This is a genomic window from Ruegeria sp. S263 (genome assembly GCF_056780525.1).
In genome coordinates this window covers 1527329-1539736 of the sequence record NZ_CM165558.1, presented here as the reverse complement: position 1 = coordinate 1539736, position 12408 = coordinate 1527329, and the positions used below count along the sequence as shown (strand labels likewise).

The window sequence follows — 12408 nt, the reverse complement described above, 5'->3', positions numbered from 1 at the left end:
CTCAGGGATAGTCTATTCCCCGGAACTTCGGAAAATCCGCATAACGCGCCTTCCGGGTGCTTAGCTTTTCAGTCGGCTTGGCACCTGCGCGCAACAAGGTGCCGCGCGGCACGATATAGCTGTCGATCCGGCGAAGGGGTATCGGCCTCCAGACCAGATTGAACGCGCACAGCTTGGGGAAAAACCAGATTTCGGAGTAATCCAGATGGTCATGCATCCACCACGCAAGATCGCGCCAGTCGCGTCCGGTTTCGTATTGATCCGCAAACCATGGAATCACGACCGAGGCCCCGGCGATCCTCTCATCCCCTTCCCCACGATCCCAGATATGGCATTCCAGAGGATTGTCATTTCGGGCACAGTTCAGACGGTTTTCATTTCCGAACCGGTTCAAGGAAGGTGAGCGATAACCAGACCGCACCCCGACCCGGCCAAAGGTTTCCTCCAGCGGATCCAGAAGGGTTGAGCACAGGGCACGACCCGTCTGGATCGCCAAATCGGGATTGTCGGGAATGTTCTGTATTTCGTGAAAGTTGCCAATCTCGGAATACAGAAAATCGCGCATAAAAAAATGACGAGACAGACGCACCCTGCCAAGGGTTTCAAGGCTCCACATGCTGGCTGGTTTACGCATCACCCCCCCCTGCGTTACCTGATCCCCAATGTTTCTAGCCAGTTCAAGATACCAGCTACAGTCGCATCCGTTTGCCCTGGTGACATCAGCCTCCCGGCGACAACATGCGAGGCGGGGTCATCTCCGGGGCCCATTGTCACCAATTCTGTTGTCGACGGCGCGCCCCACGCCGCCGCAACCTCGTGCGTGATATCTGGCCGTACAACCTGATCATCATCTGAATACCAAAACAACGCCGGGACCTTTGCGCCAGAGAAATCAAGCCTATTCACCACATCCACCAACACCGTCATTGGCACGACCGCTTCCCAAGGATAGGTTGTTGACCAATACAGGTTCTTCTCTGGGTCCGGGCCAGAGACGTCCCGTGTCTCTCCCATCAGAACAGGCAGCCAATCCCGCGCCCAAGGTAATCCGGGTATCCAGGCACCAGCCGTGTTCACTCCGAAATTGGGCGAGACAAAGACAATACCCGCCAGATCCCGGTTCAGGTCTTCGTCAACGGCAGCGGCTGCTGCCAGTGTCCCGCCTGTCGATGTCGAAATCACGACCACCTGATCGCCCACCGCACGCGCCGCAGCCAGCCCCTCGGCCAGATCCTGCATCCAGCCCGAGGCCGTTCCATCCGCCATTGCCTCGCTGCTACGCCCGTGCCCCTGCAGCCGCGTATAGACCAGATTTGCCCCCAGCGCGTCAGCGACCATATCGGGCACCGGGCGAATTTCCTCGGATGACGCGGAGAATCCGTGCAGATAGAGAACAGAAACCGGAGTTCTGCGCTCTTTGAAACCGTCCTGCCAGATCACGCGTTTCTCAACACCAGGGACGATATCGTCAAACGCCGACTCGACGCTTTCGAAATAGACTTGGACGCCCTCGCCAAATTTCCGAGGATCAAACTGAGGATGAAGGTCTACGTCTTCGCGTGGGCCAAACCAGTAAATTAGGCCCCCAATAGCGATAAGAGCCAAACACAGACGACCTATTAGCCGCATCATGACGCATTCATCACATCTATGACGGCCTGCTCGATCAGCCCAAGACACGGCCCGTCCGAAAACCGGTGATCCGCATCTTTGACAAGCAGCAACCTCATGTCGGGTCCAGACGCATGTTCTAGCAGTCTGACCGCAGTTGCCGTTGAAACCGCAGTATCCTCGGTGCCCTGCAAAAAGCGCACCGGAAATGGCAGCTCCAACGGGCTACGCAGGACAAGTCGGGCACGGCCATCTTCGATCATCCGTTTCGTAATGATGTAGGGCTCCATATAGTCCGACGGCAGCTCAACACGCCCCACCTCCTCCAGCGCCTGTTTCTGAGCATCCGTGAACGAGGCCCAGTATCCATCCTCGGTAAAATCCGGCGCGGCCGCGATCGTGACCAAGCCTGCAATCCGATCCGGCATCATCTTGGCCAGCAACAAGGCCTGCCATCCGCCCATCGAAGACCCAACGACAATCAAAGGCCCCTCAGTTAACTCGGCAACCGCAGCCGCTGTATCCTCATGCCAATCCCCGATGCACCCCTCTTCGAAAGCGCCCCCGCTTTCACCGTGCCCGGAATAGTCGAACCGCAAAAACGCCTGCCCGCGCTCCTTCGCCCAGGCCTCAAGATGCACCGCCTTGGTGCCTTCCATGTCAGACTTGAGACCGCCCAGAAAAACCACCGTCGGCCCCGCCCCCTCGCTTTTGTGATACGCCAACCGCCGCCCCTGCGCGGTGTCCAGAAATTCAGCCACAGCCATAAAACCCTCTTTGCTTTGCCCACATCATGCACGTCCCAACCCCAACCGCAATTCCCCGATCCGCCCTTCATCTGGCTAAAAATATCCCGGGGTGCCGCCATTGGTGCGCCATTGGTTCAAACGCCAATGGCGGCGGGGCAGCGCCCCTCGCTCCCGCCCTTGACACACGCCCCCCCACCTGCCAAAGCAGCCAAACGCAAATAACCCGCAACCGGGCGTTCAGTGGGCGCCAAACCGACGAGGAGAGCCAACCATGGCCCTGGATTCAAAATCCGTCTCTCTCACTTTTCCCGATGGCAATGCACGTTCCTATGACGCAGGCGTAACGCCCGCGCAGGTGGCTGCCGATATCTCGACCTCGCTGGCCAAAAAAGCGATCTCGGCCACGGTCGACGGCAAGCATTGGGATCTGCAATGGCCCATCGAAGCAGATGCCCAAATCGCCATCCATACCATGAAGGATGAAGATCAGGCCAATGAACTGATCCGCCACGATCTGGCGCATGTCATGGCCCGCGCCGTGCAGGAAATCTGGCCCGCCACCAAAGTCACCATCGGCCCCGTGATCGACAATGGCTGGTACTATGACTTTGACCGCGAGGAACCCTTCACGCCCGAAGATCTCGGCCTCATCGAGAAAAAGATGAAAGAGATCATCAACAAGCGCGACCCCGTCACCACCGAGGTCTGGGACCGCGACCGCGCGATCGAATTCTACAAAGCCAATAACGAGCCCTATAAGGTCGAGCTGATCGAAGCCATTCCGGGCGATGAACCGCTGCGGATGTACTGGCACGGCCACTGGCAAGACCTGTGCCGCGGTCCGCACCTGCAGCACACCGGCCAACTGCCCGGCGATGCGTTCAAGCTGATGTCCATCGCGGGCGCCTATTGGCGTGGTGACAGCGACCGCGCGATGTTGCAGCGGATCTATGGCGTGGCTTTCACCGGCAAGGAAAAGCTGAAAGCCCACCTGCATATGCTGGAAGAGGCTGCCAAGCGCGACCACCGCAAGCTGGGCCGCGAGATGAACCTGTTCCACATGCAGGAGGAGGCCCCCGGTCAGATCTTCTGGCATCCGAACGGTTGGAAAATCTACACCACCCTTCAGGACTACATGCGCCGAATGCAGGAGCGTGAGGGCTATGTCGAGGTCAACACCCCGCAAGTTGTCGACCGCAAATTGTGGGAGGCCTCGGGTCACTGGGACAAATATCAGGAAAACATGTTCATCGTCGAAGTGGACGAAGAGCATGCCCGCGAAAAGGCAATCAACGCGCTGAAGCCGATGAACTGCCCCTGCCACGTGCAGGTGTTCAATCAGGGCCTGAAGTCCTATCGCGACCTGCCTCTGCGTATGGCCGAGTTCGGATCTTGCGCGCGTTACGAACCCTCGGGGGCGCTGCACGGTATCATGCGGGTGCGGGGGTTCACGCAGGACGATGGCCATATCTTCTGCGCCGAGGATCAGATTGAATCCGAAACCGCCAAGTTCATCGCGTTCCTGTCCAAGGTCTATGCCGATCTAGGCTTCCACGACTGGACGATCAAACTGTCCACCCGCCCCGAAAAGCGGATCGGGTCCGATGAAAGCTGGGATCTGGTTGAAAAGGCCCTTGGGGATGCCTGTAAGGCCGCCGGGTACGACTATGAGGTTCTCGAAGGCGAAGGGGCGTTCTACGGACCTAAGCTGGAATTCACTCTGACCGATGCAATTGGCCGGACATGGCAGTGCGGAACTCTGCAGGTTGACCCCAATCTGCCCGAGCGTCTGGACGCCAGCTTTATTGGCGCAGATGGCGCGAAACACCGCCCCTTCATGCTACACCGGGCGACGCTGGGTTCGTTCGAGCGTTTCATCGGCATCCTGATCGAGGAACACGCTGGCAAACTGCCTTTCTGGCTGGCCCCGCGTCAGGTTGTCGTCGCCTCGATCACCTCCGAGGCCGATGACTATGTCTCCGAAGTGGTGGAAACGCTCAAAGCGGCAGGCGTGCGGGCCGAAGCGGACATTCGCAATGAAAAGATCAACTACAAAGTCCGCGAGCATTCTGTCGGTAAAGTGCCGGTGATTTTGGCCGTCGGTCACCGCGAAGTCGAAGACCGTACCGTCAGCGTGCGCCGTCTGGGTGAAAAACAAACTCAGGTTCAATCCCTCGAGACTGTAACAATTGAGCTGTCAAAGGCGGCAACTCCGCCCGATCGGCTGTAACATTCAGCATCAATTTGACTGCGATCCGGCCCCAAGACGGGGCCGGATTGAAATATTTTCCATTTTCGAATTCAAAAACAATGTGTTACCCTTCAAGAGGGCATGACCTTGCCTGACGGGGTTGTGAGACACGGGCTCGTGAATTTAACTGAGTCCTCAAAGCCACTACCTTTGTCATTGTCAAACACAGACATACGCAGTCATCAAAAGGATTTCCGAGATGTCGAACACCGCTAAATCCCTCGTTATCGCAAGTGCCGTTGCAGCAGCAGTATCTGGCATGGCCACCACCGCGACCGCGCAAGCCAAGGAAAAGTGCTATGGCGTATCGCTCGCAGGTGAAAACGATTGCGCCGCGGGCCCCGGCACCACCTGCGCCGGTACATCGACCGTAGATTATCAGGGCAACGCCTGGACCCTTGTCGATGCGGGCACCTGCGCCGATATCGAACTGCCAAAATCGGCAGACGGTTCGGACCGCAAAGGCTCGCTGGAGCCGCTGGAACGCGACCTGCCGGCATAAGCCTAAGCCTTGAAGAATTTGGGGGCGGGCCATAACGCCCGCCTCTTTCTCGTGACCGGGGAATATTCTCATGCTGGACAATGCAATCCGATCGAACAGACTGCCTTCGGCACCGGGCGTCGGCTACAAGCCCCAGCACTTTGCCGAGATCCTCGAGCACGCGAACCCGGTTGCCTGGCTTGAGATTCATGCCGAGAACTATATGGGAGACGGCGGCAGGCCGCTTGCGCAGCTTCGTCACCTTTCAGAACAATTCCCCATTTCAGTTCACGGCGTTGGCCTATCCATCGGAGGAGAGGCTCCGCTGGATTCCGATCATCTGTCCCGCCTGAAGCACCTTGTCGGCTGGCTCAACCCCGCAAGTTTCTCGGAACATCTGGCTTGGTCGACCCATGACAGCCATTTCCTGAACGACTTGCTGCCCTTGCCCTATACCGACGCAACCCTTGCCCGGATTTGCGAGCATATTGATCAGGTGCAAGACGTTGTTGGCCGTCAGATGCTGCTTGAAAACCCTTCCAGCTACCTCGCCTTCGAGGAAGGCACCTGGTCCGAGCCCGAGTTTTTGGCCGAGATCACCCGGCGCACCGGATGCGGTTTGTTGCTGGACATGAACAACGTATTTGTCTCGGCCACCAATCTGGATTTCTCTCCACAGGGCTACATAGATGCCTATCCGCTGGACAAGGTCGGAGAGATTCATTTGGGCGGCCATGACGAAGACGAAGATGACCACGGCCACCCTTTGCTGATCGACAGCCACGGGCGCGAAGTCGTTGACCCTGTTTGGGCGCTGTTGGACTTTGTGCTTGAAAAATCAGGCCCAAAGCCGGTTTTGATTGAATGGGACACAGACGTACCAGACTGGCCTGTCTTGAGGGCCGAGGCTGAACGGGCGCAGACGGCGTTGGACCGCATTCCGGCATGAGTGTATCTCAGACCGCATTCCATACTGCATTGCTGGATCCCTCCCAAGCGGTTCCCGACGGGTTGGTGGATTCATCCGATCAACCTGCTGGTCGTCGTTTCAGCGTTTATCGCAATAACGTGGCCGTTTCGTTGACCGAAGCGATGCATCAGGCCTTCCCGGTGATCACCAAGCTGCTCGGTACACAGAACATGGATGGGCTGTCCGGGATATTTCTGCGCAAGCACCCTCCGACGACCCCGCTGATGATGTTCTATGGCGAGGAGTTTCCCCAGTTTCTGACCGGGATGGAGCAGTTGGCGCATCTTGGATACCTCGCGGATGTTGCCCGTTTGGAATTGGCGCTGCGCCGCTCTTACCACGCCGCTGACAGCACGGCAGTCGACGCCGAGGCTCTGACCGTTTCTCCCGAAGAAGTCATGCAGGCGAAACTGGAATTCGCTCCGTCGATGCAAATTATCCGGTCCGAATGGCCGATATTCTCGATCTGGCGCTTTAACACGCAAGACGATGCACCAAAGCCTCAGGCCATCGGCGAAGATGTATTGGTCACCCGACCCGAATACGATCCCGCTCCGCACTTGCTGCCCGCAGGCGGCGCGGATTGGATCGCAGATATGATGACCGGTTTGACCATTGGTCAGGCGTTTGAAAACACATCTGCGATGACCCCCGAGTTTGATCTCGGGAACACTCTGGCGCTACTGCTGCAAGGTGGCGCCATTACTTCTGTGACTATCGAAAGGCTGGCACAATGACTGCCCTGATCTCTCTTCACAACAACGTTCTGGGACGGCTGGACAGCTCAGCCAACTGGCTGACCCCGACGCTTGCACGGTTGGTTTTTGTTGCTGTTTTGTTTGTTTACTATTGGAACTCTGCGACGCTGAAAATAGATGGATCTATTTTCTCGGCCTCTGCCGGTGCGTTCGGTCAGATATTCCCCAAGGCGGCTGAGGCTGTTTTGTACGACGTCACCCAGATGACCTTCTTTCAACGCATAGTGATCTTTCTGGGTACGGTTGCCGAGTTTGTTCTGCCGGTCTTGTTGCTGGTTGGACTGCTGACTCGGGTCGCGGCGCTGGCCATGATCGGGTTTGTGTGGGTGCAAACGATTGTCGATGTAACCGGCCACGGTGTGAAACTGGGCGGCCTTTTCGACAATGCTATCACACTGATGGATCAGCGCGTCATGTGGACGTTCCTGTTCCTGGTGATCGTCATCAACGGCGCAGGTCCGATCTCGCTTGATCGTCTGCTGCGCCTGAAGTGACCTAGAAATGCGCCTTGGGCTCGTCCGGTTTACCCGCGGCCAGCCCAAGGAGGCCCGCCACCGCAGCAAATGCCACAGGGAACATTGTAAACGCATTGAACCCAAACGCGTAATACATCCCAGCCGCGGAAATCAGCAGTAAGACCCCACCGAACAATGCCCGCGCATGAGCCATGGCCCCACCCGCGATTGCCAGCAGGGGCGCAATGATGGACATGGTTTGAATAAGCTGGGCGTTGTCCACTTGCTCGGCCAACCCTTCGACTTCGCCGAACCGGTCAATCAGCTCTACATAGCCGTAGCCAAAAAAGCCGACAATCATACCGATCAGTCCGGCAATCACACCCAAAATCATCGCTGCGTTACGCATTTCTTGTCCTCATTCTTGCGTCAAAGCAGATAGGTACGCTTTCAGGAAACGCCAAGTGCTGTCTTGGTTTCCGGGGTCCAACCCAAAAAAAGCGCGCCATCCCGTTCAATCAGCGGTCGTTTCATCAGGGTCGGATGATCCTGTATCAGCTCCAACGGAGGTCGCGCGCGCTGCTCTTCATCCAGACCACGCCATGTGGTTGACCGTGTATTAAGCAAACCACCGCCGAAAATATCGAACGCCTCAGACAGTACAGATTCAGGCACGCCTTGGCTGCGAACATCAACAAATTCGGCAGAAGGACGTGATTTCAAAGCCTTACGGCAAGTATCACATGTCTTTAGACCAAAAAGGCGCATTTTTAGGCAACTCCTGATTTTGAGCCAATTTTTAGCATTTTCGCCTGCTTCTTTCGGTAATTCTTGATTTTTTACTTCACCGTGCAATGTTGAAAAAGACGAAATGCGCAATCCGGGCCGTGGCGTGTGGGCGAGGCGGTGATGTGTTGCGGTGGCGTCAATCACTACCCCCACCAATTTGTGGGACAACGTGTAAGTAGAAGGAGACACGGGAAATGCCAACTGGCACCGTGAAATGGTTTAATACCACTAAAGGCTATGGGTTTATTGCCCCTGATGAGGGCGGCAAGGACGTATTTGTTCATATCTCGGCCGTAGAACGGTCCGGTCTGACCGGGCTCGCTGACAATCAGAAAATCTCGTACGAGCTGCAAGACGGACGTGATGGCCGCCAAATGGCCGCTGATTTGAAGCCGCTTTAATTTCCCCGTTACTGCGGGAACTAAAAAACAGGCCAACGGCTAATTTTCAGCCGTTGTCCGCCGCTAAAGGTGTGCGACCTTACCCTCGGGCCGGTTTATCTTCGGCACGGGTATGCCAGTCTTGTCCCATTGCCACAATGCATGACGTGCCCGTCGAATACGTGACGACCATGGTCCAGTCACCTGATTTACTGGTCCAGACCTCCATCAACTGTTCGGGTCCACGCAGGCCGGTTGCGTGCCGCTCGGCCCCGAACTGACGAAGAAGCTTGTCATGCATTTTCGGGGTCGGTTCGCAGATCACTTCGGCTATTGGCGACTTGGCAGAAACCGGAGTCGCCAACAACAAACCAACGCATACGTATCTAAGAGGTGTCACAAATGTCATGCACCGATCGTAACAGTTTCATGACAAAATGTATAGACAACCGATATGCCTTATCCGGGCATCATCCTTTCTGGATGACACCCTGAAACTCGCGCCATTCCCGCGCGGTCATCCCTGAATTCTCCTGTGTCACAGCCTCGCCCGACAGCATTCTGCGCAGGCAATCGACCATCTGCGCAGACAGGTTCACCGCGCCCAGCCGATAGTCTTCGAACGCACGATAGGCAAACGGCACCCAGTCGGCGACGATCTTGCACATGGTGTCGGCATAAACACGGATTTCATACTGAGCATGCGGGTCAGCGCGCAAACGCAGGAAGTGGAACAGATTGTGCAGGTCCACCTTCCAATACCATTGCGTATAAATATTTGCAGGCAAGTTCATCCGCGCCAATTCGCGCGCCAATCCTTGCTGGCCATCCTGACTGATCATCGCCTCATAGTTGTCGTAACAGCGGGCACTGTCTGCCTTGAGCATTTCCAGAACGCGCGCGGCCTCTTCCCCCTGCAGGGCGTCACCTCGGCCCTGGTTGTTGATCTCGGACTGCGCCGCGACGTGGTCGGGCGCGGGGATGTAGAACTCACGATCAAGGATCGAGTAACGGGCCGAGTATTCGTTCACATTTGCCGTCCGGTGCCGAATCCACTGACGCGCGACAAAGACGGGCAGTTTGACGTGCAGCTTGATCTCGCACATCTCGAACGGGGTCGAGTGCCAATGCCGCATCAAATAGCGTATCAGGCCTTCGTCGTTCTGAACGGATTTGGTGCCCTTGCCATAGGAAACGCGGGCGGCCTGACAAATGGCGGCGTCATCGCCCATATAGTCGATCACGCGCACAAAACCGTGGTCCAGGACCTGATGCGCGGTGTAAAGGTGATCCTCCATTCCCGCTGCCACAACGCGGCGTGTTGGATGCGATTGCGCCCGTTGCGCTTCGATCTCGGCCAGTTGGTCGGTGGACAGCGGCATGAATATTCCTTTCCAGCAATGAGTCGCCCACCACTATATCTCGACAACTCCACGACCGGAACCGCGATATGTGCGCCCTGCACAGCAAATTTTAAAATGTGCCCCGGCGGCCTCTCGACACGCTTGGTCTGCGCGCTAATCTGCAGGCTATCACCGAAATAGAAAGGAAGCCGCAATGGGGCTCACATACCTCCACACCATGGTGCGTGTTAAAGATCTGGAGAAATCCATGGCGTTTTATGAGCTGCTTGGCCTGAAAGAGACACGCCGTTACGAAAGTGAAGAGGGGCGTTTTTCCTTGATCTTCATGGCGCCTCCGGGACAGGAGGATCGGCCGATCGAGCTGACTTACAATTGGGATGGCGATGATGCGCTGCCCAGTGACAGCCGGCATTTCGGGCACCTCGCCTATGGCGTGGACAACATCTATGACATTTGCCAGCAGTTGCAGGACAATGGCGTGGTTATAAACCGCCCGCCACGTGACGGCAGAATGGCTTTCGTGCGGTCACCTGACAATATTTCTGTCGAACTGCTCCAGAACGGTGAAGCCTTGGCTCCAGCAGAGCCCTGGGTCAGCATGGACAGCACTGGCCACTGGTGATCCGCTGGCTTGCAACATTAGGTTTGGCCTTTATGGCCGGCTCCCTGAAGGCCGAGACCTGCCGCCTCGCCCTTGCGCTGGCTATGGATATCTCGACCTCGGTCGATGCGGCCGAGGATGTCTTGCAGCGGCAGGGTTTAGCCGCTGCCCTTATCGCGCCCGAGGTCACGCAGGCGTTTTTCTCGTCGCCCATGCCCGTTGCCCTGGCCGTTTACGAATGGAGCGGCCGCGACACACAACACGTCATTCTGGACTGGACGATGATCCGAACGCAGGCTGATCTGCTGACCGCAGCCGCGACAGTTCAAGGTTCGGTCAGAACCGACAGTGGTTCAGCCACCGCCATGGGATACGCGCTGGCATTCGGGGCGACGTTGATGCAACAGGCCCCAGCGTGCCTGTTCCAAACCATCGACCTGTCTGGTGATGGGTCTAACAACGATGGGTACGGGCCAGATTCCGCGTACAGGCACTTCCCGTTTGAAAACACGGTGGTCAACGGTCTGGTCATCAATGCCGCGGATTTTGAGGGAGAGTTGTTTCTCATCCCGTTTTTCGAAAACAACGTCTTGCATGGCCCCGGCGCGTTTCTGGAAGTCGCGCAGGGGTTCGAGGACTTTGAGCGCGCAATGCGCCGCAAACTGGAACGCGAACTGAAAGGGCTGCAAATCGGCGCCCTTCAAGATGCCGACCCCGAATGATACGCCCGATCGCGATTGCGGCTTCTTTTCTGGGCAGCCCGGCGGCGTGTGACTGCAGACAGGCGCTGGCCCTGGGTCTGGACGTATCGGGGTCTGTCGATCAGGCGGAATACCGGTTGCAACTGGACGGTGTCGCTGCTGCATTGCAAAGCCCGGAAGTCCAACAGTTGATCCTGTCCGAAGGGTTAGCTCCGGTGCGAATGGCGATCTTCGAATGGAGTGAAACTCATCACCAGCGTATCCTTGTGAACTGGACCGATATCCGCGTTCGCCAAGACCTTGCGCGGATCGAAGCCAAATTAAGTTCGGTGACCCGCAGCAACGCGCCGCAAGGCACGGCGCTAGGGTCGGCGATGCGGTTCGGGGCCGATCTATTGGCGCAACAGTCCGAATGCTGGAAACAAACACTTGATCTGTCGGGGGATGGCAAACGCAACCTTGGCCCCCATCCACAAGAGGTCAAGAACGAGCTATCCCGAAGTGGGATCACCATCAATGGGCTGGTCATCGGTGTCGACGACGCCGATCAGTCCGATCAGCGCACGGTTCAGGTTAGTGAACTGACGGCCTATTTCACTACCTCGGTCATAATGGGCCCCGATGCTTTTGTGGAAGTCGCGCTGGGGTTTGACGAATACAAAGCTGCGATGACTCGCAAACTGATCCGAGAACTGGAGGGCCTGTCCCTGTCCGCGGTCGGCCGGACCGCCCGCCCCTAGCTAGTAAATATAGCGGATCTGATCCGTCCAATACCGCTCCACCCGGCGCAGTGACCCCGTGATATCCCCGATCCCTTCGAATTCCAGCACCCCGCGGGATTGCAGACCTTCGGCATGACGAGAAAACAATTCGGATACGATGTCACGGATCTGTCGCCCTTGTGGCGTTAGTCGGACCCGAACGGAACGGCGATCAATCTCGCACCGTTGATGGTGCATATACCCCATTTCCACCAGTTTTTTCAGGTTATAGCTGACGTTGCTGCCCTGATAGTAGCCGCGACTTTTCAATTCACCAGCCGTAACCTCGTGATCGCCTATATTGAACAGAAGCAACGCCTGCACAGCGTTGATTTCCAACACGCCGACGCGTTCAAACTCATCCTTGATGACATCCAGAAGCAGACGGTGCAGCCGCTCGACCAAGGCGAGCGCCTCAAGGTAACTGGTCATGAAACCCTTGGCCGCCGGCGCGGAGACCTGCATTTCCATACTCATCCGATCCTCCGATTCAATCGCGCTGTTTCACGCAGCATGAATTGAAAAACCGAAAAATCA

At 56.9% G+C, this 12408-nt stretch carries 17 protein-coding genes; 9 read left to right on the top strand and 8 right to left on the bottom strand.

The features are described 5' to 3' along the window. Nucleotide 1 precedes the first annotated feature (1 nt). The 3 genes from ACT2B1_RS07720 to ACT2B1_RS07710 are packed head-to-tail and all read right to left on the bottom strand — an operon-like array spanning nucleotide 2 to nucleotide 2378. A complete protein-coding gene (locus ACT2B1_RS07720; RefSeq protein WP_481669009.1) occupies nucleotides 2–616 on the bottom strand; it encodes a hypothetical protein in 615 nt (204 codons plus the stop codon). Nucleotides 617–648: 32 nt separating this feature from the next. Continuing rightward, nucleotides 649–1632, bottom strand: coding sequence for an alpha/beta hydrolase (locus ACT2B1_RS07715; protein ID WP_481668894.1), 984 nt, complete (start codon nucleotides 1630–1632; stop codon nucleotides 649–651). Continuing rightward, nucleotides 1629–2378 carry an alpha/beta hydrolase gene (locus ACT2B1_RS07710; protein ID WP_171240545.1) on the bottom strand — a complete coding sequence of 250 codons (750 nt, stop codon included), beginning with the start codon at nucleotides 2376–2378 and terminating at the stop codon, nucleotides 1629–1631. The genes ACT2B1_RS07715 and ACT2B1_RS07710 overlap by 4 nt, the downstream gene beginning before the upstream one ends. A gap of 253 nt (nucleotides 2379–2631) precedes the next feature. Here ACT2B1_RS07710 and thrS point away from each other — a divergent pair, with 253 nt between their 5' ends. The 5 genes from thrS (at nucleotide 2632) to ACT2B1_RS07685 (ending at nucleotide 7314) form a co-directional block, all read left to right on the top strand. Beyond that, nucleotides 2632–4590 (top strand): threonine--tRNA ligase, encoded by a 1959-nt coding sequence (gene thrS / locus ACT2B1_RS07705; protein WP_481668893.1) that lies wholly within the window; start codon nucleotides 2632–2634, stop codon nucleotides 4588–4590. A gap of 220 nt (nucleotides 4591–4810) precedes the next feature. Continuing rightward, nucleotides 4811–5113, top strand: coding sequence for a BufA1 family periplasmic bufferin-type metallophore (locus ACT2B1_RS07700; RefSeq protein WP_171122091.1), 303 nt, complete (start codon nucleotides 4811–4813; stop codon nucleotides 5111–5113). Nucleotides 5114–5183: 70 nt separating this feature from the next. After that, nucleotides 5184–6041, top strand: coding sequence for an MNIO family bufferin maturase (gene bufB, locus ACT2B1_RS07695; RefSeq protein ID WP_481668892.1), 858 nt, complete (start codon nucleotides 5184–5186; stop codon nucleotides 6039–6041). Beyond that, a complete protein-coding gene (locus tag ACT2B1_RS07690; protein ID WP_171122089.1) occupies nucleotides 6038–6799 on the top strand; it encodes an HvfC/BufC N-terminal domain-containing protein in 762 nt (253 codons plus the stop codon). The genes bufB and ACT2B1_RS07690 overlap by 4 nt, the downstream gene beginning before the upstream one ends. Next, nucleotides 6796–7314: a DoxX family membrane protein gene (locus ACT2B1_RS07685; RefSeq protein WP_171122088.1), complete on the top strand. Its 519-nt coding sequence runs from the start codon at nucleotides 6796–6798 to the stop codon at nucleotides 7312–7314. Before ACT2B1_RS07690 ends, ACT2B1_RS07685 begins: the two co-directional genes overlap by 4 nt. A gap of 1 nt (nucleotide 7315) precedes the next feature. On the opposite strand, the gene ACT2B1_RS07680 is transcribed toward ACT2B1_RS07685, so the two are convergent. After that, on the bottom strand, nucleotides 7316–7684 hold the full coding sequence (locus ACT2B1_RS07680) for a hypothetical protein (RefSeq protein WP_171122087.1): 369 nt from the start codon (nucleotides 7682–7684) through the stop codon (nucleotides 7316–7318). Nucleotides 7685–7725: 41 nt separating this feature from the next. Continuing rightward, nucleotides 7726–8043, bottom strand: a complete 318-nt coding sequence (locus tag ACT2B1_RS07675; protein WP_481669008.1) for an ArsC/Spx/MgsR family protein — start codon at nucleotides 8041–8043, stop codon at nucleotides 7726–7728. Between the two features lie 215 nt (nucleotides 8044–8258). On the opposite strand from ACT2B1_RS07675, the gene ACT2B1_RS07670 reads away from it, so the two are divergent. Then, the gene (locus ACT2B1_RS07670; protein ID WP_170382500.1) at nucleotides 8259–8465 is read left to right on the top strand and encodes a cold-shock protein; all 207 of its coding nucleotides are present in this window, start codon (nucleotides 8259–8261) and stop codon (nucleotides 8463–8465) included. Nucleotides 8466–8544: 79 nt separating this feature from the next. Here ACT2B1_RS07670 and ACT2B1_RS07665 read toward each other — a convergent pair whose 3' ends face one another. Continuing rightward, on the bottom strand, nucleotides 8545–8853 hold the full coding sequence (locus ACT2B1_RS07665) for a hypothetical protein (protein WP_481668891.1): 309 nt from the start codon (nucleotides 8851–8853) through the stop codon (nucleotides 8545–8547). A 61-nt stretch (nucleotides 8854–8914) separates the two neighbouring features. Further along, complete coding sequence (gene thyX / locus ACT2B1_RS07660) at nucleotides 8915–9826, bottom strand: FAD-dependent thymidylate synthase (protein WP_171126468.1); 912 nt, start codon at nucleotides 9824–9826, stop codon at nucleotides 8915–8917. A 175-nt stretch (nucleotides 9827–10001) separates the two neighbouring features. Between thyX and ACT2B1_RS07655 the strand changes: the two genes are divergently transcribed. From ACT2B1_RS07655 to ACT2B1_RS07645, 3 genes are read left to right on the top strand one after another with little or no spacing between them, the layout of a single operon-like run. Then, nucleotides 10002–10430: a VOC family protein gene (locus ACT2B1_RS07655; protein WP_171122084.1), complete on the top strand. Its 429-nt coding sequence runs from the start codon at nucleotides 10002–10004 to the stop codon at nucleotides 10428–10430. Between the two features lie 32 nt (nucleotides 10431–10462). Then, nucleotides 10463–11131: a DUF1194 domain-containing protein gene (locus ACT2B1_RS07650; RefSeq protein ID WP_174834510.1), complete on the top strand. Its 669-nt coding sequence runs from the start codon at nucleotides 10463–10465 to the stop codon at nucleotides 11129–11131. Then, nucleotides 11128–11850 carry a DUF1194 domain-containing protein gene (locus tag ACT2B1_RS07645; RefSeq protein WP_171126465.1) on the top strand — a complete coding sequence of 241 codons (723 nt, stop codon included), beginning with the start codon at nucleotides 11128–11130 and terminating at the stop codon, nucleotides 11848–11850. The genes ACT2B1_RS07650 and ACT2B1_RS07645 overlap by 4 nt, the downstream gene beginning before the upstream one ends. On the opposite strand, the gene ACT2B1_RS07640 is transcribed toward ACT2B1_RS07645, so the two are convergent. Then, nucleotides 11851–12348 (bottom strand): MarR family winged helix-turn-helix transcriptional regulator, encoded by a 498-nt coding sequence (locus tag ACT2B1_RS07640; RefSeq protein ID WP_481668890.1) that lies wholly within the window; start codon nucleotides 12346–12348, stop codon nucleotides 11851–11853. Nucleotides 12349–12408 lie beyond the last annotated feature (60 nt).

Bases quoted from the DNA above. Each gene is read 5' to 3' on its own strand.
- ACT2B1_RS07720 (WP_481669009.1), bottom strand. From the start codon at position 616: ATGTGGAGCCTTGAAACCCTTGGCAGGGTGCGTCTGTCTCGTCATTTT.
- ACT2B1_RS07715 (WP_481668894.1), bottom strand. From the start codon at position 1,632: ATGATGCGGCTAATAGGTCGTCTGTGTTTGGCTCTTATCGCTATTGGG.
- ACT2B1_RS07710 (WP_171240545.1), bottom strand. From the start codon at position 2,378: ATGGCTGTGGCTGAATTTCTGGACACCGCGCAGGGGCGGCGGTTGGCG.
- thrS (WP_481668893.1), top strand. From the start codon at position 2,632: ATGGCCCTGGATTCAAAATCCGTCTCTCTCACTTTTCCCGATGGCAAT.
- ACT2B1_RS07700 (WP_171122091.1), top strand. From the start codon at position 4,811: ATGTCGAACACCGCTAAATCCCTCGTTATCGCAAGTGCCGTTGCAGCA.
- bufB (WP_481668892.1), top strand. From the start codon at position 5,184: ATGCTGGACAATGCAATCCGATCGAACAGACTGCCTTCGGCACCGGGC.
- ACT2B1_RS07690 (WP_171122089.1), top strand. From the start codon at position 6,038: ATGAGTGTATCTCAGACCGCATTCCATACTGCATTGCTGGATCCCTCC.
- ACT2B1_RS07685 (WP_171122088.1), top strand. From the start codon at position 6,796: ATGACTGCCCTGATCTCTCTTCACAACAACGTTCTGGGACGGCTGGAC.
- ACT2B1_RS07680 (WP_171122087.1), bottom strand. From the start codon at position 7,684: ATGCGTAACGCAGCGATGATTTTGGGTGTGATTGCCGGACTGATCGGT.
- ACT2B1_RS07675 (WP_481669008.1), bottom strand. From the start codon at position 8,043: ATGCGCCTTTTTGGTCTAAAGACATGTGATACTTGCCGTAAGGCTTTG.
- ACT2B1_RS07670 (WP_170382500.1), top strand. From the start codon at position 8,259: ATGCCAACTGGCACCGTGAAATGGTTTAATACCACTAAAGGCTATGGG.
- ACT2B1_RS07665 (WP_481668891.1), bottom strand. From the start codon at position 8,853: ATGACATTTGTGACACCTCTTAGATACGTATGCGTTGGTTTGTTGTTG.
- thyX (WP_171126468.1), bottom strand. From the start codon at position 9,826: ATGCCGCTGTCCACCGACCAACTGGCCGAGATCGAAGCGCAACGGGCG.
- ACT2B1_RS07655 (WP_171122084.1), top strand. From the start codon at position 10,002: ATGGGGCTCACATACCTCCACACCATGGTGCGTGTTAAAGATCTGGAG.
- ACT2B1_RS07650 (WP_174834510.1), top strand. From the start codon at position 10,463: ATGGCCGGCTCCCTGAAGGCCGAGACCTGCCGCCTCGCCCTTGCGCTG.
- ACT2B1_RS07645 (WP_171126465.1), top strand. From the start codon at position 11,128: ATGATACGCCCGATCGCGATTGCGGCTTCTTTTCTGGGCAGCCCGGCG.
- ACT2B1_RS07640 (WP_481668890.1), bottom strand. From the start codon at position 12,348: ATGAGTATGGAAATGCAGGTCTCCGCGCCGGCGGCCAAGGGTTTCATG.